Here is a 25,291-nt window from a genome sequence, read left to right as displayed (position 1 = left end):
CATGATAGGTCGCTTAAATGGCATCTTAGTAGAAAAACAACCGCCAGAAATTTTGCTTGAAGTAAGCGGTGTTGGTTACGAAGTTAACATGCCGATGACGTGTTTTTATGATTTACCAAACATTGGCGAAAATGCCATTGTGTATACTCATTTTGTAGTAAGAGAAGACGCCCAGTTATTATTTGGCTTTAATAATAAAATTGAGCGAGCATTATTTAGAGAGCTATTAAAAGCCAATGGCGTTGGGCCAAAGCTCGGATTAGCAATACTTTCAGGGATGTCGGCTAAGCAATTTGTTAGCTGTGTGAATAACGAAGATGCCACCAGTTTAGTGAAACTGCCAGGTGTAGGTAAAAAAACCGCAGAGCGCCTGGTACTTGAAATGAAAGACCGATTAAAAGATTGGGGTAATGACTTATTCACGCCATTTAGTGATAATGCAGTTATAGAGCCCGCCTCTGACGCACTTATTGCTAATAATGCGGCAGATGATGCAATCTCTGCGTTAGTGTCATTAGGTTATAAATTGGCGCAAGCACAAAAAACAGTAAAATCAGTGGCCAAGCCTGGTATGTCTACAGAGGTTCTGATCAAAGAATCTCTAAAATCAATGTTGTGAGTAAACCATGATTGAAGCGGATCGTTTAATAGATGCGACTGAACAAAGTAATGAAGATGTAGTCGATCGCGCGATTAGACCAAAACTATTAGCCGATTATACTGGTCAGCCCCATGTTAAACAGCAAATGGAAATATTTATAGAAGCTGCACGTAGTCGGGGTGAAGCGCTTGATCATTTATTAATATTTGGTCCGCCGGGTTTGGGAAAAACCACACTAGCAAACATTGTTGCCAATGAGCTGAATGTCAGTATTAAAACAACCTCGGGCCCAGTGCTTGAAAAAGCCGGTGATTTAGCCGCACTACTGACCAATTTAGAAGAAGGCGATGTACTTTTTATTGATGAAATACATAGGCTAAGCCCGCAAGTTGAAGAAATACTCTATCCTGCAATGGAAGATTATCAACTCGATTTAATGATTGGTGAAGGGCCCGCAGCTCGTTCCATTAAGCTCGATTTACCCGCTTTTACCTTAATTGGCGCAACCACTCGCGCAGGCTCGTTAACCTCACCACTTAGAGACCGTTTTGGTATTGTGCAGCGTTTAGAGTTTTATTCGGTGGCAGATTTATCGACTATAGTGGGGCGTTCTGCTCATTATTTAAATTTAGCCATGTGTGATGAAGGTGCCATTGAAATTGCTAAACGCTCTCGTGGTACGCCACGTATCGCTAATCGATTATTACGCCGGGTACGAGATTACACGCAAGTTAAATCAGACGGTACTGTAAATGCCGAAGTAGCAGAGCTGGCACTTAATATGATTGATGTCGATAAAAGCGGCTTTGATTATATGGACCGTAAATATTTACTCGCGATCATTGAAAAGTTTATGGGGGGTCCGGTAGGGTTAGACAACTTAGCCGCCGCTATCGGTGAAGAAAAAGAAACCATTGAAGATGTGATCGAGCCTTACCTAATCCAGCAAGGATTTATCCAACGTACGCCAAGAGGGCGTATTGTGTCTGATAACGCCTATCATCACTTTGGCTTATTACCCAAACAAGAATAAAGTACATTTATTGTAGCTGTATGCGTGCGTATGGCTGCAAACCCACCTCACACATCTTCTATACTGTTCTTTTAGCCACTATTCAAATGTCTATTTTGCTGTGTTTAAGTTAATCGCGTGATTAGCATATTACTTAAAGTTTAGATTATTTAGTTATTTGGGCTAATACAATTCACATGCTGTTAAGTTTGTAAACGATATTGTATGCGCCATAGCGAGGTAGTGATGTGCGTGATTTGCAGGCAAAAAAAAGCCCGCATAAAATGCGGGCAAACAACAAGTTGAAGGAAGTAATCTAAGTAACACTGCTTAAATTCATCAAGTTTTATCAAGAAGACTTTAAGCATAGCAATACGAAAAATCAGAATCATATTGCAAAGAACTGGGCTGAATGAAGTATTCATTGCTGCGCTAGCTCGGTATGGGAGAATAATACGCAATAGTTGGTTTTTGTTCAAACTAGAAAAATTTAATTTTCAGATAAAAAAAACTAATAGCAAGATTTTTATGAGCGCTTTATTTTTGTTCATAAAGTTCACGGTAATATATTAATTTGTTGAATTTGTGATGTTTTATTTTTTTGAGTGTTTTTTTTATAGATTAGTTAAACTGTTGCATTGACCATGCTTACAGTCAGTTATGCTTGTTTATTCATTAAGAGTGAATAAACGGGGTGTTTTACACAGTTTTTGTTTATAAATAAGCACCGCAGCATGTATTTACCTTAACAGCCCAGTCTAAAATAGTTGCGTTAAGATTGACTAATAAGGTTATAAAAATGATGTCAGCCTGCTCTTCAACGTTTTTTGTTGCTAATTCACAGCAATAGCGTTGTCAGTACTGAGCTGAATCGATACACTAGTTGCAACTTTTGGCCATTTTTTCGGTCATATACCTAGCGTATAATGAAATGTTATTTATACAAGAAATCTTATTAGGAGTTTAATGTGGGTTCAGGGCTTAATTTTTTAGATTTAATTCTAGAAGCAAGTTTTCTTGTGCAATTAGTTATGCTGGCATTAGTAGGTATGTCAGTGATGTCATGGGCAATTATTTTTCAGCGCAAAAAAGCAATTTCAGATGCATTATCCAATACTAAGCGATTTGAGCAAAAATTTTGGTCAGGCATTGATTTAAGTAAGCTCTACAATGAGATCTCATCGCGTAGCGGTAGCTCAACCGGCGTTGAAGCATTATTTATAGCAGGCTTTAAAGAGTTTGCTCGCCATAAGAAAAACTCTTTTCAAAGTGCTAGCATTGTAATGGAAGGGACGCATCGTTCAATGCGAGTTGCGTTATCTCGTGAAATCGAAAAATTAGAATCAAGTTTATCGTTTTTAGCAACAGTGGGGTCTATCAGTCCTTACATTGGTTTGTTTGGGACTGTGTGGGGCATTATGAATGCCTTTATCGCGTTAGGCGAAGTTAAGCAAGCAACCTTGCAAATGGTTGCCCCAGGTATAGCTGAAGCGCTTATTGCAACAGCTATGGGGTTATTTGCAGCTATTCCTGCGGTTATTGCATACAACCGTTTTGCTAATAGAGTTGAAAAGCTAGAATCTAACTACATTAACTTTATGGAAGAGTTTGCAAATATTTTACACCGTCAAGCAGCTACCCAAATAGAGGCAAAAGCGAATGTATCAGCGTAAGAAGCGTCGTCCTGTTGCAGAGATAAACGTAGTTCCTTACATTGATGTAATGCTGGTGCTACTGATTATTTTTATGGCTACTGCGCCTTTGATCACTCATGGTGTTAAAGTTGATTTGCCAAAAATGGAAGAATCAGATTTAGTCGATACTAAAGATACGCCACCGATCATTGCTTCAATTGATGCACAAGGTAAGTACTATGTCAGTATTGGTACTGATCCAGAAGAACCGATGGAAGCATTAGATGTTGCCGCTGTTATTAAGTTGCAACTGATGAAAAACCCAGAAACTCCAGTGATGATCAAAGGCTCAGGTAAAGTATCGTATCAAGAAGTATTATTATTGATGGATTTCTTAAAAAATGCCGGTGTACCTTCAGTTGGATTAATGACTGAGTCGTTTGAAGGGAATAAAAACTAATATGGGTGCTTCAGTATTAAAATCAGTGTTATTGCACCTCGCTATAATAGGCGTTCTGGTAGGAACCGCGAGTTTTCATACTTCACCGCCTAAAGTAATGGAAGTCACCTTGAACAAGGCTATGCCTGATGCTGAAAATGCTGTTTCAGCAGTGACTGTTGACCAGAAAATGGTTGAACAAAAAATTGCTGAGTTGAAACGCAAAGAAGATGATAAAAAACGTGCTGAAGATAAACGCATTCGTGATTTAGAGCGCCGAGCATCTGATGCACGTAAACAACGTGAAGCTGAAGATCGTCGAATTAAGAAGCTAGAGCAAGAGCGCCGAGCAAAAGAGAAAGAAACGGCACAAGCGCAAGCACAGGCTAAAAAAGCGCGTGAAATAGAGCAAAAAGAACGTGAAAAAGCGCAGCAGGCTGAAAAGCAAAAAGAAGCGTCTGAGTTAGCTGCAAAAGCGGCAGCTGAGAAACGTAAACAGGCAGAAGAGGCATTAAAAAAAGCCGAAGACGACCGTAAACGTGAAGAGTTAGCCGCTAAAAAACGCGCAGAAGCTGCTGAAGAGGCGCGTCAAAAAGCATTACAAGAGCAAATGCTGCAAGAGCAGTTAGCCACAGAGCAAGCCGCGCGAAATAAATTGCGTCAGCAACAGGTCGGCACTGAGGTTGATAAATACAAAGCATTAATTATGGCGCGTATTCAGCAAAATTTATTAATTGATGAAAAAATGAAAAACCAACAATGCCGTGTGAATATTCGCTTAGGTTTTAATGGTCTGGTCACACAAGTGAAATCTTTAGGTGGTGATAAGTTAGTATGCGAAGCGGCGCTAAGGGCGGTTCGTATGGCTGAAACACTGCCGGTATCTAAAGATCAAGACGTGTTTGAGCAATTAAAAAATATTAACTTAACGATCAAGCCACAATTTTAAAGGAATTATATGTTCAATCAGTTGAAAACAGTTTGTTTAATTTTAGTTCTTGGCTTTACCAGTGTTGCAAATGCTGCGCTTGAAATAGTCATAACAGAAGGTGTTGATAGTGCACGCCCTATAGCCATCATCCCTTTTAAATATAAAGGTGTTGGGCCAATTCCACAAAAGCTCAGTGATGTTATTGCTGCCGATTTGATGCGCAGTGGTAAATTTAAACCAATTAGTGTTGACGAAATGCCACAGCTGCCAAGCAAAAATGCAGATATAGATTATGGTGCGTGGGTAAATAAGGGTGTTGAAGCAATTTTAGTTGGTGAAGTTGAACAGCAAACAGATGGCCGTTATTTGGTACGTTATGAGCTTGTTGATGTTATCCGCGGCCAAATCACCGGCGGTGAAACGCAAATGATGAGCAATGGTAAATTAGTTAAAAATCAAGATCATGTTCAAGAAGCACGCGAAAGTGTGATAAGCGAATCTGGGTTTAGACGCTACGCTCATCGTATTAGTGATGTTATTTATGAAAAACTTACCGGTGAGCGCGGTGCCTTTTTAACAAAAATTGCTTATGTCATTGTGCGTGATGACGAACCAAAACCTTATCAGCTTGTTGTTGCTGATTACGATGGGTTTAATGAACAAGTTTTATTACGCTCTCAAGAGCCGTTAATGTCCCCAGCATGGTCACCTGATGGTACTAAATTAGCTTATGTGACGTTTGAAAATCGTCAAAGCCAAATCTATATGCAAGATTTATACACTGGTAAGCGTGAAATCATTACCAGCCATCAAGGTATCAATGGTGCGCCACAGTTTTCACCTGACGGTAAAAAACTATTATTAGTACTGTCAAAAGACAGAAACGGTGCCACAGAAGTGTATATGTTAGATTTAGCTACACGTAAAGAAACACGCCTTACTCGCCACCGTAGTATAGATACTGAACCGTCTTGGCATCCGAATGGTCAAGATATCGTGTTTACCTCGGAAAGGGGTGGTAATGCTCAGATTTATAAGTTAAATTTACAAACAGGTAGGTCACAACGAATGACCTTTGATGGTGATATGAATCTAGCAGGTTCTATTACCCCTGATGGCAAAGAATTAGTGATGGTTAACCGTACTAACGGGCAGTACCATCTTGCTAAGAAAGAGCTGGCTACTGGAGCGTTTCAAGTATTAACTCGAACGCGTCTAGATGAATCACCGAGTATCGCACCTAATGGCTCGATGATTATTTATAGCACGCTACATAATAATAAGCAGGTACTAGCGCTGGTATCAATGGACGGTCGTTTTAAAGCACGTTTACCTGTGCTAAATGGACAAGTAAAGGCACCCGCGTGGTCGCCTTATTTACAGTAATATTTGCTGGTTTACTCAATATAGGAATCTACTCAATGCAACTTAATAAAATACTTAAAGGCCTGCTAATTGCTGTGCCTGTTATGACTCTAGCAGCTTGTAGCTCATCTTCAGATATCGACGAAGGTGCAGCAAATCAATCAAATCAAGCGACAGTTGAGCAAACAGCTAATAATGACACTGTTGAAGTGGCAACATTAACACCTGATCAAAAAGCACAAGAAGAACTCACTCAAAAATACGAAGCATTACGTGAAAAGCAAGTAATTTACTTTGATTTTGATAAAGCGACGATTCAAGGTCAGTACGGTGAATTACTTCGAGCTCATGCTGAGTTTTTAGTAAAGAATCCATCAGTTAAAGTACTAATTGAAGGTCATGCAGATGAGCGTGGTACACCTGAGTACAATATCGCATTGGGTGAGCATCGTGGTCAAGCAGTTGAAAAATACCTTCAAAGTTTAGGTGTTTCTGCAAGCCAAATGTCAGTAGTGAGCTACGGTGAAGAAAAGCCGATGGTTAAATCACGCACTGAATCTGCTTTCGCTAAAAACCGCCGTGCGGTACTAGTTTACTAAATTAGAGACATTATGAAGCCGAAAATTATTTTGGCAGCTATGATATTGAGCGGGAGCACCCAAGTTTGGGCTGCTCCCGCTCCTGTTTCAGAAGCTGCGAGTTCACAATCGAGTATAGAAAAACGCCTTGCTGCCCTTGAAAGTATGATGCAGTCGAGAAATTTATTACAAGTTGAGTTACAGCAACAGCTAAATATGCTGCAAGATGAAGTGAGTCAAGTTCGCGGGATCACCGAAGAACAGACCTATAAGCTTGAGAAAGTACTGCAACGCCAACGTGAGCTGTATCAAGAAATTGAAAATCGCGTGAGCCAAGCTTACTCGCAACCCAGTACAGAGCAATATGCAGAGCCTGTTGCATCGCAAGCTATTAGTTCGGATCTGTCTGAGAATGAGGCTTACGAGCGTGCAGTGGCATTAATTATGAAGGACAAGCGCTACGATCAGGCAATTCCAGAGTTTCAAACGTTTTTAACAACGTATCCAAATTCTGTTTATGCGTCCAACGCTCATTATTGGTTAGGGCAATTGCTGACAATTAAAAATGATGCAGTAAAAGCATCGGAACATTTTAAAGTTGTTGTAAATGAATTTCCAAATTCAAATAAGCGTCCAGATGCAATGTTAAAGCTTGGAACTTTATTGCAAGAGCAAGGTTTAGCCGATCAAGCATCAAAAACCTTTCAGGATCTGCTTAACCAATACCCAAGTACAACTGCTGCAAAATTGGCCACTGATCGCCTTTCAAAAATGTAGAATCAGCTTGATTAGACTGCTTTTTGTCATAAGCGGTCTAAAATTGGTCAGCTAGACATAAAAACTTAAAAAAAGAGACATTTTCTGTTGCACTCATTTTTTAAATAAGTATTATAAGCGCCCGCAGCAAACGAATGGTTCAACCACTCAAATTGCGGCAAAAAGAGCGGGTCATTAGCTCAGTTGGTAGAGCAGTGGACTTTTAATCCATTGGTCGATGGTTCAAGTCCATCATGACCCACCATTCATTAGTAAGTTATAGAATGGTCTTTTATCGGCGGATTTACGTATTAGTGTTTGGTTGCATTTAGTTGCAACAGCAGAGCGGGTCATTAGCTCAGTTGGTAGAGCAGTGGACTTTTAATCCATTGGTCGATGGTTCAAGTCCATCATGACCCACCATTCTTTATTCTTAGAATAGTAGAGTGGTTATAATCGGCGGATTTACGCAGCGTGCTTAGGCACATCAGAGCGGGTCATTAGCTCAGTTGGTAGAGCAGTGGACTTTTAATCCATTGGTCGATGGTTCAAGTCCATCATGACCCACCATTCTTTATTCGTAGAATAGTAGAGTGGTTATAATCGGCGGATTCACGCAACGTGCTTAGGCACATTAGAGCGGGTCATTAGCTCAGTTGGTAGAGCAGTGGACTTTTAATCCATTGGTCGATGGTTCAAGTCCATCATGACCCACCATTCTTTATTCGTAGAATAGTAGAGTGGTTATAATCGGCGGATCTACGCAACGTGCTTAGGCACATCAGAGCGGGTCATTAGCTCAGTTGGTAGAGCAGTGGACTTTTAATCCATTGGTCGATGGTTCAAGTCCATCATGACCCACCATTCTTTGTTCGTAGAATAGTAGAGTGGTTATAATCGGCGGATTTACGCAGCGTGCTTAGGCACATTAGAGCGGGTCATTAGCTCAGTTGGTAGAGCAGTGGACTTTTAATCCATTGGTCGATGGTTCAAGTCCATCATGACCCACCATTCTTTGTTCGTAGAATAGTAGAGTGGTTATAATCGGCGGATCTACGCAGCGTGCTTAGGCACATCAGAGCGGGTCATTAGCTCAGTTGGTAGAGCAGTGGACTTTTAATCCATTGGTCGATGGTTCAAGTCCATCATGACCCACCATTCTGGTTTATTCAATTTCAGTTTATCTGACCCCTATTTAGTAAATTCACATCACTTTACATCAAAAGCAAAAAACACTTACAAAAATCATCGTCAAGCTAAATACAAATGCGTTAATCAAATTGCTATTATATCAATCGTGTTAAGTTACTGACCATTTATAGCTACAGATAAATACAGTGATAACAAGGCTTAAATTTTGACATGTAGTTGTTCTCGGCAATTGCTCCTGCATTGCTCTACCTCCTACATCCATGCAGTCGTACATAAAAAATAACTAACGAAGTTAACGCTTTATTTAGCCTGCTAGAATGATTAAATATTTAAGTAGATTGGTATTTATGACCACTACTGTTATTTAGTTTTATATTCTCGTATAATCCGCCCCATAAATGCACTGTAGATTAAGTGGTCGAGAAATGAGTTTAGCTCAAACTATTATGCCTGAAGGTTATATCTTTCCTCCTAAACCAGCTCCATTGAATAATGATGAGCAGGCGCAATACAAAGCACGTATCAAGCAATTATTGATTGATAAAAATGCCGTATTGGTTGCCCATTATTATACTGATCCTGAAATTCAAGCGCTTGCTGAAGAAACTGGCGGTTGTGTTGCTGATTCGCTAGAAATGGCTCGCTTTGGTGCCAAGCACGATGCTGACATGATTATCGTTGCTGGCGTACGTTTTATGGGTGAAACAGCAAAAATACTGACACCGAATAAAACCGTGGTTATGCCAACACTAGAAGCAACTTGTTCGCTTGATATTGGTTGCCCAATTGATGAGTTCTCAGCGTTTTGTGATCAGCACCCTGATCGTAAAGTGGTTGTATACGCAAATACATCAACTGCCGTTAAAGCTCGCGCTGATTGGATTGTTACCTCATCGTGTGCCCTTGAGATTGTTGAGCACCTAGATGAAATGGGTGAAAAAATCATTTGGGGCCCAGACAAACATTTAGGTGCCTATATTCAAAAGAATACTGGCGCTGATATGATCATGTGGAATGGCGCATGTATCGTGCATGACGAATTTAAAACCAAAGCGTTAAAAGACATGAAAGCGCTTTACCCTGACGCTGGCGTTTTGGTTCATCCAGAATCACCAGCAGAAATTGTAGCGTTAGCTGATGCAGTAGGTTCAACCAGTCAATTGATCAAAGCGGCACAAACTATGAGCAATCAAAAGTTTATTGTTGCCACTGATCGCGGCATTTTTTATAAAATGCAGCAGTTATGCCCTGATAAAGAATTTGTTGCCGCACCAACGGCTGGCGAAGGCGCAACCTGTAAGAGTTGTGCGCACTGCCCGTGGATGGCAATGAACGGCCTCAAAGCGATTGAGGAAGCGTTATTAGATGTAACTGGCAAAGAAGTGTTTGTAGATATGGACCTTCGTGAAGGCGCACTCAAGTCGCTTAATCGTATGCTCGATTTCTCAGCGTCACTCCAACGCTAAACTAGGTTATAAAGATAAGGCCGCTGGTATTGCTATCAGCGGCCTTTTTTGTTTGTTTACTAGGCAGTTAACAGGCAAAAGGGAAAAACACCTTGCGCCGCCGCGCGCTATTTCATACTATTACGCCGCGTTACCAAATGGTAACCTGCGGAGGGATGGCTGAGTGGCTGAAGGCGCACGCCTGGAAAGTGTGTTTAGGTTAATCCCTAACGAGGGTTCGAATCCCTCTTCCTCCGCCATTATTCAATATTAGGACGCCTCATGGCGTCCTTTTTTGTGCTTATCAATAAAGCTTCTAATTTTATATATCAATACGCCCCCCTTTATCTAGTAACTTAATTCATTGAACTCAAACAAGTTCCATTCAGTTACAAATTTGGCTATGATGCTAAATATTCAACAAAAGGATTCTTGATGAAACATATCCTACTAATAGTTACTGGTGCAAGCCCTCAAGTATTAACTGAGACGCTTTACGCTCTTCATCAGCAGGGTAAGCCGATACCCGAAGAGATTTTTGTTATAACTACAAAAAGCACAAAGGCTATGCTTACTGATGGACTATTTAAGCAGGGTCACTTAGCTAAATTAATAGCAGACTACCAACTTCCCAATATTAAACTTCCCGATGAAAATATATGGCTAATAGAAGACAACAAAGGCGAACCTATTGATGATGCAAAATCTGAAATAGAACAAACTTATATGGCTGATTTTATTACCCGTAAAGTATTTGAGCTTACTAATAAAAATAACATTAGTATTCATGCCTCAATCGCGGGTGGGCGGAAAACCATGGCGTTTTATTTAGGTTATGCAATGTCATTATTAGGGGGCGAGCAAGATTCACTCAGCCACGTATTTGTAAACGACGAGTTTGAATTTGTAAGAGACTTTTACTACCCAACACCATACAACCACATGATCGACGGTAAAAATGGCAAACAAGTTAACTGTAAAAATGCCCAAGTTACACTTGCCGAAATACCATTTGTACGTATGCGCCAATCAATCGACGAAACCCTCATTACGAATATGCAAAGTGCCTCGTTTAGCCAAACAGTAGCAAGTTTAAACTCAGCACATAAAAAAGATTTAGCTCTTGAAGTAAATGCTAAGGCAAAAACACTTACCTTTGCAGGGGTAGAAATTAAACTTACCGCCAAAGAATGCGCCTTTTATTTATGGTTAAACAAATATAGTCAAAGTGGAAAAACTGGCTTAATTGTTGACCGTAACTTTGAAGAAACATTGAGCTACAGCAAAGAGTATCTAACGCATTTACAGCAAAATAGCAGTGATTTACGTATATTCCGTGATACGTTTGGCGTAGAACCAGAAGACTTTAGAGATGGTTTACACAGTAATTTAAAAGTAATGGAAAAAACGTTTGTACAGCAAACACGCAGCCGGATAAACAATAAAATAAAAAATTTGTTACCCAACGAGCTTGCTAAAAAAATAGCGATTGACTCTAATAACCAAAGTTTTGAAACAAGCTACTGGTTAAGTGCAGTAACACATAACATAAAAATAAATATAACGGCTTAAACTTCACAAGCTTGCAAATGCATAAAAATAAATAAGTTTGGTAAATTAGTTTATAAGGAAGTAACGAAGAATGAAGCAATCAATGAACTTTGAACACATTAAGCAACAATGGCCAGAACTACACCAGTTAGCCGCTTTTGCAGAGGAGTATGCGATTACCGATCCGCAAAGCTCATTGGTTAAATTACGTTGCTTTGCCGAAAAAGTCGTAGGCTTCATTTATAAAGAGCTCTGTTTACCTGCCAACCCTAATTCGACTTTTCAAGATAAACTCATTGCTGACAACTTTAAATCAGCAGTACCACAACAAATACAAGATAAACTGCATGCTATACGTAAAAGCGGTAACAGAGCAGCGCACGAAGGCAAAGTAAGTCAGCAAGAAGCGGTATGGATTTTAAAAGAAACTTACTTTATTTCTTGTTATCTTTATATGGCTTTTGCCAATGGCGATCAAAAAGACTTACCAGAATTCACTGCACCCGAACTTACTCAATTAACTAACCAAACAGATGCCGCTTTTGCAAAACAAAATAAGCAACTATCAAAACAGCTAGAAGAAAATAAACTTCGCTTAAAACAAGCGTTAAATGAATTAGAAGCCGCTCAGCAAGCGCAGCAATTGGCTCAAAAAGAAGCGGCCAAACTTAAAAGTGTTATTGATCAAAATAAACTCACTGAATTGCAAACAAATAATAGTGCAATTACATCTAGCTTTAACTTTAATGAAGACGAAACCCGCAAACGAATTATCGATTTAGACTTACGCGCAGCAGGGTGGCATGTTGCACTTGATGATGTTTCTACCGATGAAGTAGGCAAAGAAGTAAAGGTAAATGAACAACCAACGCCAACAGGCACTGGCTACATAGATTACGTTTTATGGGATGACGACGGAAAGCCACTTGCTGTAATAGAAGCCAAACGCGCCCGTGAAAACATCGAAAAAGGCCGCCAGCAAGCAACGCTTTATGCCAACGCGCTCGAAAAACAATTTGGTCAACGCCCTGTTATTTTTTATTCAAACGGCTGGGATATAAAAATCCTAGATGATGCGCAAGGCTATAATAGCCGTGGATTATACGGTTACTATTCAAAAGATTCCCTGCAGTACTTAATAAAGCAGCGCACGCTGAAAAAAGATCTAAACACCACGCCAATAGATACCGCAGTAGCAGGGCGTTTGTATCAAATGGAAACCATAACCCGTGTTTGTGAGCGCTTTAGCGACAAACACCGCAAAGCGCTTATTGTGCAAGCAACCGGCACAGGTAAAACACGCGTATCTATTGCGCTTGCTAAGCGTTTACTTGATGCGGGTTGGGCAAAGCGCGTACTGTTTTTATGTGACCGAAAAGAGCTACGTAAACAAGCGGGTAATGCCTTTACCGAACACACTAAAGAGCCAGTACACATTGTAGGAAAAAGCGCTAAAAATACCGCAGCGAGTGCGCGCGTATTTATCGCGACTTACCCAGGCATGCTGCGCATAATGAACAAGTACGACGTAGGCTACTTTGACCTGATCGTGGCTGATGAATCGCACCGCTCAATTTATAATATTTATGGCGATATTTTTAAATACTTTGACGCGCTAGAAGTGGGCTTAACCGCCACGCCGGTAGAAATGGTATCGCGCTCAACCTGTGATTTGTTTAGCTGTGATTACAAAATGCCAACAGCCAATTACCCACTTGAAGACGCCATAGAGCAAGGCAACTTAGTCCCCTACAAAATTGTAAGTTACACAACGCAGTTTTTACGTGAAGGCATTAAAAAAGACAACCTAACCGATGAACAAATAGCCCAACTAGAAGAGCAAGGGATTGATCCTAACGAGCTCGACTTTGACGCAAAACAAATAGACGAAGCCATTAAAAATAAAGACACCAACAGGCTAATACTACGCAACTTAATGGAAAAAGGCCTGCGCGATAAAGACGGCCAGCTACCTGGTAAAACTATTATATTTGCTCGTAACATAGCCCATGCCGAATTAATGGCGCAGCTGTTTAGTGAGCTTTACCCACAACATGGTGCTAATTTTTGTCGCGTTATTCACTCAAAGTACGAACGCGCCGAAGAGCTAATAGACGACTTTAAATCAAGCGACGAAAACAGCGTACGCATTGCCGTATCGGTCGATATGCTCGACACCGGCATAGACGTACCAGAATGTGTAAACCTTGTATTTGCCAAACCCATAAAATCAAAAGTAAAATTTTGGCAAATGATTGGCCGTGGCACACGCTTATGCGAAAACCTATATGGCCCAGGTAAGCACAAAACACACTTTTTAATATTCGACCACTGGGCAAATTTTGAATACTTTGATGAAAACCCAGAAGAAGAAGACGTAAAACAAGCTAAATCGTTACTGCAAAAGCTATTTGAAGCGCGGGTAACCCTTGCACAAACCGCCCTCAAAAAAGCCAATATGGATGTGTTTGACCAAACAATAAAATTAATTCACGACGATATTTGCTTACTGCCAATGGAATCAATATCGGTGCGCGACAACTGGCAAGTGGTCGAAACCTTTAAAGACCTAAAACGCCTTAATCAGTTTATCCCTGATGATGTACAAACGTTGCTAGAAGAAGTAGCGCCGCTTATGCAATGGCGTAACATTATGGGGCAAAGTGAAGCCTATAAATTTGATTCTGAGCTAACCACCATTCAAACGCTGTTACTTACTGATGAAAGCCAAATTGATTTAGCTAAACAAAATGTAATGAACAAGGTTGAATCGCTACAAATGCACTTAAACGAAGTACGTAGCAAAGCACCTGCAATAGCAGAAATACAAACCGAGCAATATTGGCAGTATTTAACCCATGCAGCACTTGAGCAAAGTCGTATTAATTTACGCAGTATTATACACCTGCGTAATAAAGATATAGCACCGCCACCCACTGCTTTTATACTTGATATAACCGAAGACACCAACCAAATACACGAAGCCGACAGGCTGACAAAAATAGTCTCTATTGATTATCAAATATATCGCCAAGAGGTTGAAAAAACACTCATCCCGTTGTTTGAAACCGACAGCGTACTTAAAAAAATCCGCAATGGCGAACAAGTAACCGAGGCCGACTTAGCGCAATTAAGTTCGTTAGTGCATACGCAAAACCCAAGTGTAGATTTAAATACATTAAAAGAGTTTTTTCCCGAATCAACCGCGACGCTCGACAAAATATTGCGTACCATAGTCGGCATGGATAAAAACGCCATAGAGCAAAGCTTTACAACCTTTGTGCAGCAAATACACACCCATGTAAATGCCAAACAACAGCGCTTTATTGGTATGTTAAAAAACCACTTAATTCGCCACGGCTCTATTGAAATAGCCCAGCTTTACGATGCGCCTTTTACACAAATACACGACATGGGGCTCGATGGCGTATTTAGCCAGCAACAAGCCGACGTAATAGAGCAATTTATTAAGCAGTTTGACGTAAAACTAGGCGATAAAGCCCAAAGCGTTGAAAAGCAAATACACCTTTAATTTTATAAGCGCGTAATTAGTACGCGTTTAAACAGCACTAACTAGGATACACATTAATGATAACCGGACCTTTAAAAAGTAAAATAGACAAACTATGGGAAGAATTTTGGACAGGCGGTATCACTAACCCGCTAACCGTAGTAGAGCAAATTACTTTTTTAATGTACGCCCGTATGCTCGATATGAACGAGCAAGCCGACGAAAAACGAAGCGCACGTACTAAACAGCCGTTTAACCGCCGCTTTAGCGACGCCGAGCAACATATTCGTTGGCAAAACTTGCGCCATTTAGGGTCAGAAGAATTATACAAACTGGTTAAAGATGAGCTATTCCCGTTTTTCTCAAAAACTTCAGACGACGTATCGCCAGAAGGCGCGGTATTTAACGAGTTTATGAAAGACGCGCAATTAATGATTCAAAAGCAAAGCTTATTGGTAAAAGCCGTTGAAATGGTAAACGACCTACCGCTTGAAAACTCAGACACCAAAGGCGATTTGTACGAATACCTATTGAGTAAACTCACCACAGCAGGCATTAACGGCCAATTTAGAACGCCGCGCCACATTATACGCGCCATGGTCGAAATGATGGACCCAAGCACCACCAGCCAAATATGCGACCCATCAACCGGCACCGGTGGCTTTTTATCGGTAAGTTACGAATACCTATTACAAAAATACACCTCTCCCGAGGGTATAGAGCGCGAGCCAGTGCTTGATGTAGATGGCAACGTACAACTTGATGACAGCGGCAAACCGCTTGAAAATTGTCTCTATTCAGGTGATTTAATCACCCCAGAGCAGCGCACCCATATAGATACAAACATGTTCAATGGCTTTGATTTTGACGCCACCATGCTGCGCGTAGCTGCCATGAACTTAGTAATGCACGGCATTAAACAACCGGGCATTCATTATCAAGATACCCTAAGCCAAAACTTTAAAGAGCATTACCCGCAAAAGGCAAAAGAAGGGTACGACATAATACTCGCCAACCCGCCATTTAAGGGCAGCCTAGACGAAGAGGACGTGTGCCCTGAGCTACTACGCAAAGTAAAAACTAAAAAAACCGAGCTGCTTTTTGTTGCCCTTATTGAGCGTATGCTAAAAATAGGCGGTCAATCTGCCACTATCGTGCCCGACGGCGTATTATTTGGCTCATCAAAAGCGCACGTACAACTGCGCCAAATGCTGGTGGATAACAATCAGCTAGAAGCGGTAATTTCACTACCAAGTGGCGTGTTTAAACCCTACGCTGGTGTATCAACCGCTATATTAATTTTTACCAAAGGTGGCAGCACTGATCATGTATGGTTTTACGACGTACAAGCCGACGGTTTTAGCCTTGATGACAAACGCACCTCTATAAAAGCCAACGACTTACCAAGCCTAATCAGCGAATTTAAAGCCCGTGATAAAGCACTGGCGACAAGTAATAAAAATGATAAAACTCAGAAAGCCTTTTGGGTAAGTAAAGATGAAATAGCCAGCAATAAATACGATCTATCAATCAACCGCTACAAAGAAGTGGTATACGAAGAAGAAAGCTACGATCCGCCAAAAGAGATTTTAGGTAAATTAGTGAGTTTAGAGAATGAAATACTGGCTGATTTAAAAGATCTGGAGGGGATGTTGTGAGTTGGCCTTTAGCTAAATTTAAGGATGTTGCTCAAATTGTTACTGGCTCGACTCCAAAAAAAGTTGATGGTAACTATAACGGTACAGTGCCTTTTGTGACACCAGGAGATTTAGGCTCTAACGCCCTGATATCGAATGCGAAAGTAACCGTTACAGAGAAAGGTGCTAAGTCAGGTAGGCTCTTACCCAAAGGTACAGTAATGGTGTGTTGTATTGGTGCAACTATAGGGAAAGTAGGAATAGCTGAGCGCGATGTAATTTCAAATCAACAAATCAATAGTTTAATTTTTGATGAATTGCAGGTTTATCCTAAATATGGCTATTACTTTTGTTTAACTATTAAGCCTTTATTGTTGAATCGCTCAAGCTCTACAACAATGCCTATCGTAAATAAGAGTAATTTTTCAGAGTTTGAAATCCCATTACCACCACTGGACGAACAAAAACGAATTGCCGCAATTTTAGATAAAGCAGACGCTATCCGCCGAAAACGCCAACAAGCCATCAAACTCACCGACGACTTCCTACGCAGCGTATTCCTAGACATGTTCGGCGATCCTGTCACTAATCCGAAAGGGTTTCCAATAGGTACTATTCGTGATTTTGTTGAAACAGCCAATTATGGCTCATCAGGCAAAGCATCAGAAACGAAAGGGCAATATCCAATGCTTCGTATGGGAAATATCACATATGAAGGTGCTTGGGATTTTACAAATCTAAAATATATTGATTTGAGTGAAAAAGATAAACCTAAGTATCTAACGCAAAAAGGTGATTTACTTTTTAACCGCACAAACAGTAAAGAGTTAGTTGGCAAAACAGCTGTTTTCGAAGAAGAAAAGCCAATGGCTATAGCTGGTTATTTGATTAGAGTAAGAACTAATGAACTTGGAAATAATTACTATTTATCTGGCTACCTAAATTCAGCTCACGGTAAAAAAACTTTAGTTGGTATGTGTAAAAGCATAGTTGGTATGGCAAATATTAATGCTCAAGAGTTGCAAGATATAAAAATTCTTTTGCCGCCAATTGAGCTTCAAAATGAATATGAACAAATTGTGAGAGCAACTAAATCGAAGCTAAAAAGCTTCGATAAGAGTGCTGAATTGTTAGATGATAATTTCAACTCGTTAAGCCAACAAGCCTTAAAAGGTCAATTGTAAACAATGAAAATCAAATCACTCTGCATTCAGAATTTTAAAGGAATAAAGGAAAAGGCTGTATTACCTGTAACTCCTATTACCTTATTCTTTGGAGCAAATAGCACTGGCAAAAGTACTGTGTTACATGCGTTTTTATATCTTTATGAAGTTATTGCAAAAGGTAATTACGACCCTTTAGTTAGTAGTATTGCAGGTGAACAGTTGTATTTTGGTGGATTTAAAAACCTCGTTCACGGAAAAGATCTCAATCAAGTAGTAACTCTTGGCGTATCGTTAGATTTTAGCCAAAGTGAAAATGATGTATGGGATGACTATTTATCTGACTCTGAAAGGTGGCTGCTGGAAACAAATCTAGGTTTTTATCCTGACTCAGACGCCCCTGAAATTAGCTTTGAAATTGACTTGAAATGGGACAACTTAAAAAAAAGAGTATTTATCAGTCGCTATCAATGCAAAAGTAATGGGATTTGTTATTTTAAAGTTCAGTCTCAAGAAGGCAAGCCAGATAGCCAAATAACCCATTATCAACCTTTACCGCACTGGCAAGTGGATAGCGCCTTTCAACTTGAGAATGTTTTTGAATCAGGTGAATGGGATGATGTTTCGTTAAATGGTCAGAACTCTTTGCCTGATATATATAAGCGTCTTGATTTATCAGGAGCTTCTGTAGATTGGTCAAGAATATATGAAGAGATCCCCTTAATTGCTCAATTATTTGCAGAAGCATCGCTATCTCAAGCTACCTTAGCACCAGTAAAACTGTTGGTTAAGAAGCTCGAAAATATGTTTCATATTGGGCCGCTCCGTATTGTACCGTCTCGTTCACTTGCCCTTTCGACAAAAACCAATACAAAAAGATGGTTTGATGGTAAAGCTGGATGGGATCTTTTTGCATATAGCGGCAACAATTTCCAAGATAAAGTTAATGAAAAATTTAATTCTCCTTCTTATTTTAATTCAGGCTATAAATTTACAACGGAATCATTTTGCGACTCAACCAACTTAGACAAACGAGTCGTGGTGCAGGAAATTTCTTCAGGGATATCATTATTACCTTCGAGTGTTGGAGTCGGCCTATCTCAGGTCTTTCCGTTTGTTGTTGCGACTAGTTTAGATAAAGACTTACTTATTGCATGCGAGCAACCGGAATTACATATCCATCCCAAGTGGCAATTGGCGTTGGCAGATATGATGCTAACCGCTATTAATCAAAACCCAGATCGAATGTTCTTTATCGAAACGCATAGTGAGCATATTCTATTGCGTTTGCTCAAGAGAAGGCGACTTACTGCTGAAGGTGAACTTGATGAGCCAAACTTTCAGTGTTTAAAAGAGGACGTTCAAATAATTTTTTGTGAACAAGAGAGCGGAAAAACAAAGCTAATACCGATTAAAACAACCGATGAGGGAGACTTTGACGCGCCGTGGCCTAATGGCTTCTTCGAGGAAAGAAGGGAGGAACTTTTCTAATGCTTCACTTAGAGTTTGCTGTTGCTCCACACGAAGTTACCTCTTTACATCATTTATCGATAATAGAGGCCAGAATGGGCTTTGAAAAAGGTGCCCTATTATCTAGGTTTCCTAATGGATGGTTTCGAGAAGTTTCTGAACATCTTCGCCGAAATGTTGCTGAGAATAGCATTGACCGTACTACAGAAAAACTTCGCCAGATTAAAAATAATAAATTAGTAGCTTTTCAACGGGATTATGTTGGTGATGACTGGGCGCATGCAGCTCAAAATAGCCATGTTCAATCTCCATTTCATAGAGTGATCGAAGAGTCATTGAATGGCCCCCCTCACTTAATATCATCAATAGAAGATTTAGAGGAAAGCGATTTTGTCTTTGCTACACAATATCAACGAGATGCTCAATCACTCGCAAGTGCGGCTCAAGCACTGCTCAATGGAGCAGAAAAAGTAACATTGTATGACCCCTACTTTTGCCCAATGAAAGTTGGTTACCTAAATACTTTAAAAGAATGCATGAATCATTGTAGAAAAGCTGATGTTGAATTTCATGTTTTCTCTGAAGAAGACGGAAAACCAGATTGGCAGCTTAGACTAGATTCTTTGTCGGCATTTCAGGCAGACCTTCCCGCTAACATTCGATTATTTTATTACTGTGTCGATGATGGTGGTTCAGGGTTTTTACATTCCAGAGGGCTATTTACTTCTAAAGGTGGACTCGTATATGACCGTGGTTTTGAAGAGCCTCGTGACTTGACTCAAAGAGATGAATTAACTGATGTTACACCCATGCCAATCGGTTTGTTGACTGAAAAGGCAAGAGCATTCAATACAGCACAGCAATATGAACAATTTGCGCTTGTCAGAGACATTTGGTCATCAAATTAATAAATAAGGTACTTCTACTAGGTGTACCAAAGGTGATAAATATTACCTTTAAGTATTATATATTATCTTATTTGTATATGTGGGTATGTTAAAGTCCTGAAAATTAAGTGATTTAATTTTGGTGCCTATTGTACATTTTATAGGTATATTCAAATAGCACTACGATGACATACAAAACCTTTTAAAAGAAAAAGCGGCAAAAATAGGTTTAAACCACCGTATTTATTTTGATTTGGTTTGGAATAACCGCTTTGAAAGCAACGGCACCAACTTGTTTTAACTAACCCAAGCAGAAATCGCTAAAGAGTTAAGTGTTCATATATTAAAATTAAAACTAACAGCTGATAGATATTTGTTTATTAATGACTTTAATTATTAAGTAAAAAATAAACTATTAACCACTTATTAAGTAATTACTACCCGTAAACTAAGGGATTAGGAGTAAGGCATGTTTGAAGGATTGTTATTAAACGCTGATTTATTATGGCCAAATGCATGGTTAGGGCGTTCATTTATAATTATTATGGTACTACTTTTTGTATTTGCTGTTGGTTGGGTACTTTTACTAAAGCATAACAGTAAAAAAACAATTAAAAAGGTTGAAGAAATTGTAGCAAAACAAACTACAGAGTCTCTTTACGATAATATTGCTGATATTAGAGATAAAGCTAAATCATCAAACGATGACGTAGTTAAAAACCTTTGGCGTGAGTTTGATGAAAGCTTAGTACTAGATCACCGAGAAAAAGGCGTATATAACACCTTAGATGCAGAGCACTTTTTTAACCCAAGAACACTTGCCTCGGGTATTACCTCAAATAGATTACTAGCAGCAGCTCCCTCATTTTTAACTGCAATTGGTGTACTCGGTACTTTTTTAGGCTTAACTATGGGCTTAAAAGGGCTGCACATGGAAAGCAACGAAATAGAGGCGCTTAAGGGTGGTATTGCAAGCATGATTAACGGTGCCGCAATGGCATTTGTTACCTCTGTTTGGGGTGTGGGGCTTAGCTTATTACTTAATATTTATGAAAAAAATACAGAACGCCGAATAATTAAAAAGGTAGTTAAAATTCAGCAAAAAATTGACTTTTTATTCCCTCGTTTACCCGCTGAAAAGTCGTTAGTTGATATTTCTAAAAACACTAGTGAAAGTAGTGAAGCGCTGCAAGAATTACATGAGCGTATTGGCGACCGCCTACAAGAAACTATTTCAGGCATGAACAAAGACATGCAAGAGGCCTTTACCAATGCACTTAACAATGTAATGGCACCTGCTATGCAGTCGTTAGTGAGTAATGCCAGCCAACAAACTAGCGGCGTGCTGGAGCATTTAATTAGTAACTTTACCGAAAGCATGCAAGCGGCAGGCAGAGGCCAAGGTGAGCTTATACAAAAGTCGACTGAGCAAATGCATGAGGCAGTAAGTAGCCTGAGCGGGCAAATGAGTGCAGTGCTTGAACAAAGTAGTAAGCAAGCCGAGCTAATGGCCCAGCAACAAGCCGGTGCATCGTCGCAATTTAACCAGCAACTCGAAGCGATGCTTAGCAAAAGCGAAGAACGCCAACAGCTTATGGAGCAAAAGTTATTTACGGCTATTGAATCGCAACAGCAATCCCAAGCGACGCGTGAAGCAAACCATGTAGATAATTTACAGTCGGTATTAGGTGGTTGGTTAACTGAGCAATCGAAAACGCTTAATAAGCTTTCTGACTCTATGGCCGAAGTACAAAGCGCTATGGGCGAATCGAACCGTGGATTTGTTAATGAGCTTTCTAGCCAAAACGAAAAAACAACGGCGCAGCAACAGGCGTTTACTAGTGGCCTTGAAACAAGTTTACAAAGCTTTATGCAAAGCTCTGAACAGCGCCAAAAGACGCTTGAAGAAACGTTTGGCTCATTGATTAACAGCCAACAGCTTGAAGCCTCTAAGCGTGACTCAGAATATCGTGAGCAATTACAATCGCAGTTAGGTAAGTGGCTAGCACAACAAGACCAAATGCTTACCTCGATGACTGATGCTGTAATACGTACGCAAACACATATGGACTCGGTTATTGCACAGCATAAAGACGTTATTGGGGAGCTTAAAACGGTTGCGGAGTCATCTGCTACAAGTAGCCAAAACCTAAGTAATAGCGCAAACCAAATTGGGGTGTTATCGGGCAATTTATTAAAAGCAACAGAGCTGTTTGATACGCGCTTAGCTGATATGACCGACACTATTAAAGGTATTTCAGCTCAAAATGATGGATTAGCGAATCACGTAATTGAACAAGCTAAAGTGCTAAGAGGGCTCGAAACCTCACTTGTTGCTACAACAGAGCAATTTGGTAATACAGCTAAATTAGCTCAAAGTGGCTTTAGCGAAATGAAAACACATCAAATTGAGTTTATAAGTGGTGTTGAGGCATCTTTTGAAGGGCTAAGTAATACCTTAGCTAAGCAAGTATCTGATATTGAAAAGCAAACGAATGAGTGGCTACGCAGCTATTCATCAGAAGTAAATACGCAAGTTAAAGAGCGTATGGAGACCTGGAACACCACAACCCTTGAGTTTGGTGACCAGATGCGCCGTACAGTAAGTTCTATTTCTGATTTAGTGGATGAATTGGAGCGTAGCTAATGCGAGTATTTAAAAGCAACCAAGTAAGTGTTGATGAAGAAAACCCTTACTGGATGTCGTTTTCGGATATTTTGTCGGGCTTACTTATTTTATTTGTTTTAGCGTCTGTTGTGTTAATGGTTGAGCTTATGGAGGCCAAAGAAGAGCTTGAAAATAAACAACAAGCATTTACCCAAGAGCTAGAAATGCTGCACATGGCTGAGGGTGTTCGCAAAACGATATTACATGAGGCTGCTGAGTTACTGCGTAAGCGAGGCATACAAGTTACGGTTAGCGAAAATGAAACTGTATTAAGTATTCCTAACGATATTTTAGGGTTTGATAGCGCTGCATTTAATATAAGTCCGCAGTTTGAAGGCACTGCACTTGAAATTGGTGAGGTGCTAGCTGAGGTTATAAATAAAGATAACCGTGAGCAATTCCTCGATACTATTTTTATTGAAGGGCACACCGACAGTAAAAACTTTAACGGCATGCTGGGTAAAGGTAATTGGGGGTTATCGACCTTTAGGGCGATTTCGTTATGGGAGCTTTGGAGTAAGTTACTGCCAAGCCAACATGATTTAGCAGGTATTACTAACAAAGAAGGTAATCCGCTTTTTTCGGTTAGCGGCTATGCGGCAACACGTAGAATGGTAGTTGAAGAGTTAACAGAAGGTGATTTTAGATCTAACAGGCGAATAGACATACGCTTTACTATTCGCAGGCCTACTAGTGCGGAATATGAAACGGTGAGAAGCCGTTTGGAGATGCCTTAATTATGTTGCTTTTACCTCCTATTCCTCAGCTTTCAGAATTTAGCTGGGAGCGATTTTCACAGCAGTGGAATAGCCTGACTTTACAAACAAAGAAAATTGCCGACGGTGCAGGGCAAGGTGAAGAATTTAAAGCGCTTGAGCAACAGGTAAGGCAATGTGTATTAAGCAGAGATATTACACAATTAAAAAACACACTACTTAAACGCAAAGGTGTGCGTGTTTTAACTCAGTTATGGATTGATAAAGAAGAGGTAAGAAAAGGCTCATTAAACGAAGAAACAATAGATTACATTCAAGCTAAACATCCCAAACTTGGTATGTCGTCGTTAATGAATTTAATTTCTTTAGTTTATCGTTATTTTGATGCACTTGTTGATGGCAATATTTTTAATCGATTAACGCAGTGGCTTAACCAGCAAATAGAGCAACGTTTAAAAGATCGCAAAAATACAAGCGACACAATTTTGTCTGTGCTTAATCAAGCTAAATGGCTGTTTGATTTAACAGCCCCTAAGGCTTTGGTTAACCTTGCCAAACAAAACCACTTAGACTTAAGCGAACAATTAAAAAAACTACGCTTAAACGAGCTGCCGCAAGGGCGTTTTTTAGATATTTGTCACGCGCAATATTACCTGGATACACTGAAAGAAATTCCTGTTGGTGAGCAACATGATGTTCTGCATGAGCTACTAAAACAAGATGTTGCCACAATGCCTTTTGAAGAAGGTAAACGAATAGGGCACATAGCGCTTGAAATTATTATTGACCGCTCTGCTGGTGCACCAAGTGAAATATGGCAAAACTTTGTACTGAATTTAGCTGGCGATCCGCGTATTGCTAATACAGCTACAAATTACCGCCAGTGGTGGAAGCCCATTGGTGAGAGTAGAGTAAAAGCAGTAACAAGCTGGCTTGCTAGAGAAGACTTGCGGTTATTTTTAGGCGCTATTGAAGAGTACGCAAATTACACCGGCGATGAAGCGTTAAATAGAATGTTCCCCGCACGTAAGCGTTTTTTAGAAGGGCTTTATGAACATGGATTTGTGCGTAATACCCGCTTAATGCTCGGTACTAATGCTGCGAAGACAGTAAAGACTGTATTGGGGAATGACCTTAAAATAAATTATATAAATTTAAGTGGATCTCAAGAAACTCACACTTCTATTATTTATCTAGATTGTGGAGACTTTCACATAGTAGAAGGTTCACATGAGTTTAAACTTTGGGTTTATATGGGCCTACCTAGTGAAAAGCTAATAGATTATTCACTCAGTGAATTTACCCGCTCCGATTTAATACATCGCTTTCCTAAAGATTTTAGAGAACTTTATCCTAATGGTAATTTTAAGGATATAACTCACTCACCTACAACTTGGCAAAACAGGGCCATAGAGTTTTTAACTCAAAACGGTATTGAACTCGATTTAGAAAAACTGTTTTATAAAGACGAATACAGAAGATATATAAGTCGGTATGGATTACCTGTTTTAGGAAGTAAAGAAAAAGTAGAAATAGAAGTAGAAGTAGAAGCAAAAACGGAAGCCACTCAATCGCTGGAGTCTTTAATTTTGCATGTACTAGATGTATATCAACCTATAAATAGTAACTCAATTACTAATATCTTAGCGCAGGAGTTTGAGCTTCGCAAAAGTGTTCACCAGGTAAATTTTGCACTTTACTCTTTACGTACAAAAGGTAGGGTCACTTTAAACTCTGAAGAGTTATGGAGCCGTTCGCTGTAGCCCACTTCAGAG

General features: G+C 39.9%; 18 protein-coding genes and 8 tRNA genes. All 26 read left to right on the top strand.

Going from position 1 to position 25,291, the window contains the following annotated elements; genetic code table 11:
• Nucleotide 1 precedes the first annotated feature (1 nt).
• The 26 genes from ruvA (at nt 2) to H5203_RS01160 (ending at nt 25,279) form a co-directional block, all read left to right on the top strand.
• Nucleotides 2–619, top strand: coding sequence for a Holliday junction branch migration protein RuvA (ruvA, locus tag H5203_RS01285; RefSeq protein ID WP_145233091.1), 618 nt, complete (start codon nt 2–4; stop codon nt 617–619).
• Between the two features lie 7 nt (nt 620–626).
• Entirely contained in the window at nt 627–1,634 is a 1,008-nt protein-coding gene (ruvB, locus tag H5203_RS01280) for a Holliday junction branch migration DNA helicase RuvB (protein WP_145233092.1), read from the top strand.
• Nucleotides 1,635–2,581: 947 nt separating this feature from the next.
• Entirely contained in the window at nt 2,582–3,286 is a 705-nt protein-coding gene (gene tolQ / locus H5203_RS01275; protein ID WP_145233093.1) for a protein TolQ, read from the top strand.
• A complete protein-coding gene (gene tolR, locus H5203_RS01270) occupies nt 3,273–3,707 on the top strand; it encodes a protein TolR (RefSeq protein WP_145233094.1) in 435 nt (144 codons plus the stop codon). The genes tolQ and tolR overlap by 14 nt, the downstream gene beginning before the upstream one ends.
• Before the next feature lies 1 nt (nt 3,708).
• Entirely contained in the window at nt 3,709–4,635 is a 927-nt protein-coding gene (gene tolA / locus H5203_RS01265) for a cell envelope integrity protein TolA (protein ID WP_145233095.1), read from the top strand.
• Nucleotides 4,636–4,644: 9 nt separating this feature from the next.
• A complete protein-coding gene (gene tolB, locus H5203_RS01260) occupies nt 4,645–6,003 on the top strand; it encodes a Tol-Pal system beta propeller repeat protein TolB (RefSeq protein WP_145233096.1) in 1,359 nt (452 codons plus the stop codon).
• A 35-nt stretch (nt 6,004–6,038) separates the two neighbouring features.
• The gene (gene pal / locus H5203_RS01255; RefSeq protein ID WP_145233097.1) at nt 6,039–6,581 is read left to right on the top strand and encodes a peptidoglycan-associated lipoprotein Pal; all 543 of its coding nucleotides are present in this window, start codon (nt 6,039–6,041) and stop codon (nt 6,579–6,581) included.
• A 12-nt stretch (nt 6,582–6,593) separates the two neighbouring features.
• Complete coding sequence (gene ybgF, locus H5203_RS01250; protein WP_182730648.1) at nt 6,594–7,337, top strand: tol-pal system protein YbgF; 744 nt, start codon at nt 6,594–6,596, stop codon at nt 7,335–7,337.
• 168 nt (nt 7,338–7,505) lie between these two features.
• Nucleotides 7,506–7,581, top strand: a tRNA-Lys gene (locus H5203_RS01245).
• Nucleotides 7,582–7,663: 82 nt separating this feature from the next.
• Nucleotides 7,664–7,739: transfer RNA gene (locus H5203_RS01240), tRNA-Lys, on the top strand.
• 71 nt (nt 7,740–7,810) lie between these two features.
• A tRNA-Lys gene (locus H5203_RS01235) sits at nt 7,811–7,886 on the top strand.
• A gap of 71 nt (nt 7,887–7,957) precedes the next feature.
• Nucleotides 7,958–8,033 (top strand) — tRNA-Lys (locus H5203_RS01230).
• Between the two features lie 71 nt (nt 8,034–8,104).
• Nucleotides 8,105–8,180, top strand: a tRNA-Lys gene (locus tag H5203_RS01225).
• A gap of 71 nt (nt 8,181–8,251) precedes the next feature.
• Nucleotides 8,252–8,327 (top strand) — tRNA-Lys (locus H5203_RS01220).
• A gap of 71 nt (nt 8,328–8,398) precedes the next feature.
• A tRNA-Lys gene (locus H5203_RS01215) sits at nt 8,399–8,474 on the top strand.
• A gap of 419 nt (nt 8,475–8,893) precedes the next feature.
• Entirely contained in the window at nt 8,894–9,934 is a 1,041-nt protein-coding gene (nadA, locus tag H5203_RS01210; protein WP_182819236.1) for a quinolinate synthase NadA, read from the top strand.
• Between the two features lie 149 nt (nt 9,935–10,083).
• A tRNA-Ser gene (locus H5203_RS01205) sits at nt 10,084–10,173 on the top strand.
• Nucleotides 10,174–10,348: 175 nt separating this feature from the next.
• Entirely contained in the window at nt 10,349–11,485 is a 1,137-nt protein-coding gene (gene csm6 / locus H5203_RS01200; protein WP_182819235.1) for a CRISPR-associated ring nuclease Csm6, read from the top strand.
• A gap of 70 nt (nt 11,486–11,555) precedes the next feature.
• Entirely contained in the window at nt 11,556–14,996 is a 3,441-nt protein-coding gene (locus H5203_RS01195; protein WP_182819234.1) for a DEAD/DEAH box helicase family protein, read from the top strand.
• 56 nt (nt 14,997–15,052) lie between these two features.
• Complete coding sequence (locus tag H5203_RS01190) at nt 15,053–16,633, top strand: class I SAM-dependent DNA methyltransferase (protein ID WP_182819233.1); 1,581 nt, start codon at nt 15,053–15,055, stop codon at nt 16,631–16,633.
• On the top strand, nt 16,630–17,796 hold the full coding sequence (locus tag H5203_RS23105; protein ID WP_182819232.1) for a restriction endonuclease subunit S: 1,167 nt from the start codon (nt 16,630–16,632) through the stop codon (nt 17,794–17,796). The genes H5203_RS01190 and H5203_RS23105 overlap by 4 nt, the downstream gene beginning before the upstream one ends.
• A gap of 3 nt (nt 17,797–17,799) precedes the next feature.
• Complete coding sequence (locus tag H5203_RS01180) at nt 17,800–19,266, top strand: AAA family ATPase (protein ID WP_182819231.1); 1,467 nt, start codon at nt 17,800–17,802, stop codon at nt 19,264–19,266.
• Entirely contained in the window at nt 19,266–20,153 is an 888-nt protein-coding gene (locus H5203_RS01175; protein WP_182819230.1) for a hypothetical protein, read from the top strand. The genes H5203_RS01180 and H5203_RS01175 overlap by 1 nt, the downstream gene beginning before the upstream one ends.
• A gap of 448 nt (nt 20,154–20,601) precedes the next feature.
• Complete coding sequence (gene zorA, locus H5203_RS01170; protein WP_182819229.1) at nt 20,602–22,779, top strand: anti-phage ZorAB system protein ZorA; 2,178 nt, start codon at nt 20,602–20,604, stop codon at nt 22,777–22,779.
• Complete coding sequence (locus H5203_RS01165) at nt 22,779–23,537, top strand: OmpA family protein (protein ID WP_024597107.1); 759 nt, start codon at nt 22,779–22,781, stop codon at nt 23,535–23,537. Before zorA ends, H5203_RS01165 begins: the two co-directional genes overlap by 1 nt.
• A 2-nt stretch (nt 23,538–23,539) precedes the next feature.
• A complete protein-coding gene (locus H5203_RS01160) occupies nt 23,540–25,279 on the top strand; it encodes an EH signature domain-containing protein (RefSeq protein WP_182819228.1) in 1,740 nt (579 codons plus the stop codon).
• The last annotated feature ends 12 nt before the right edge of the window (nt 25,280–25,291 follow it).

Source organism: Pseudoalteromonas sp. SG41-1 (assembly GCF_014164575.1).
GTDB classification, from domain to species: domain Bacteria; phylum Pseudomonadota; class Gammaproteobacteria; order Enterobacterales; family Alteromonadaceae; genus Pseudoalteromonas; species Pseudoalteromonas rhizosphaerae.
Note: the sequence above shows the minus strand (reverse complement) of the source record. Positions and strands in the feature narration are given on the sequence as shown.

What these genes read in the sequence shown, in the direction of transcription:
- ruvA (WP_145233091.1), top strand. Translation starts at nt 2, where the DNA reads ATGATAGGTCGCTTAAATGGCATCTTAGTAGAAAAACAACCGCCAGAA.
- ruvB (WP_145233092.1), top strand. Translation starts at nt 627, where the DNA reads ATGATTGAAGCGGATCGTTTAATAGATGCGACTGAACAAAGTAATGAA.
- tolR (WP_145233094.1), top strand. Translation starts at nt 3,273, where the DNA reads ATGTATCAGCGTAAGAAGCGTCGTCCTGTTGCAGAGATAAACGTAGTT.
- tolA (WP_145233095.1), top strand. Translation starts at nt 3,709, where the DNA reads ATGGGTGCTTCAGTATTAAAATCAGTGTTATTGCACCTCGCTATAATA.
- tolB (WP_145233096.1), top strand. Translation starts at nt 4,645, where the DNA reads ATGTTCAATCAGTTGAAAACAGTTTGTTTAATTTTAGTTCTTGGCTTT.
- pal (WP_145233097.1), top strand. Translation starts at nt 6,039, where the DNA reads ATGCAACTTAATAAAATACTTAAAGGCCTGCTAATTGCTGTGCCTGTT.
- ybgF (WP_182730648.1), top strand. Translation starts at nt 6,594, where the DNA reads ATGAAGCCGAAAATTATTTTGGCAGCTATGATATTGAGCGGGAGCACC.
- nadA (WP_182819236.1), top strand. Translation starts at nt 8,894, where the DNA reads ATGAGTTTAGCTCAAACTATTATGCCTGAAGGTTATATCTTTCCTCCT.
- csm6 (WP_182819235.1), top strand. Translation starts at nt 10,349, where the DNA reads ATGAAACATATCCTACTAATAGTTACTGGTGCAAGCCCTCAAGTATTA.
- H5203_RS01195 (WP_182819234.1), top strand. Translation starts at nt 11,556, where the DNA reads ATGAAGCAATCAATGAACTTTGAACACATTAAGCAACAATGGCCAGAA.
- H5203_RS01190 (WP_182819233.1), top strand. Translation starts at nt 15,053, where the DNA reads ATGATAACCGGACCTTTAAAAAGTAAAATAGACAAACTATGGGAAGAA.
- H5203_RS01180 (WP_182819231.1), top strand. Translation starts at nt 17,800, where the DNA reads ATGAAAATCAAATCACTCTGCATTCAGAATTTTAAAGGAATAAAGGAA.
- H5203_RS01175 (WP_182819230.1), top strand. Translation starts at nt 19,266, where the DNA reads ATGCTTCACTTAGAGTTTGCTGTTGCTCCACACGAAGTTACCTCTTTA.
- zorA (WP_182819229.1), top strand. Translation starts at nt 20,602, where the DNA reads ATGTTTGAAGGATTGTTATTAAACGCTGATTTATTATGGCCAAATGCA.
- H5203_RS01165 (WP_024597107.1), top strand. Translation starts at nt 22,779, where the DNA reads ATGCGAGTATTTAAAAGCAACCAAGTAAGTGTTGATGAAGAAAACCCT.
- H5203_RS01160 (WP_182819228.1), top strand. Translation starts at nt 23,540, where the DNA reads ATGTTGCTTTTACCTCCTATTCCTCAGCTTTCAGAATTTAGCTGGGAG.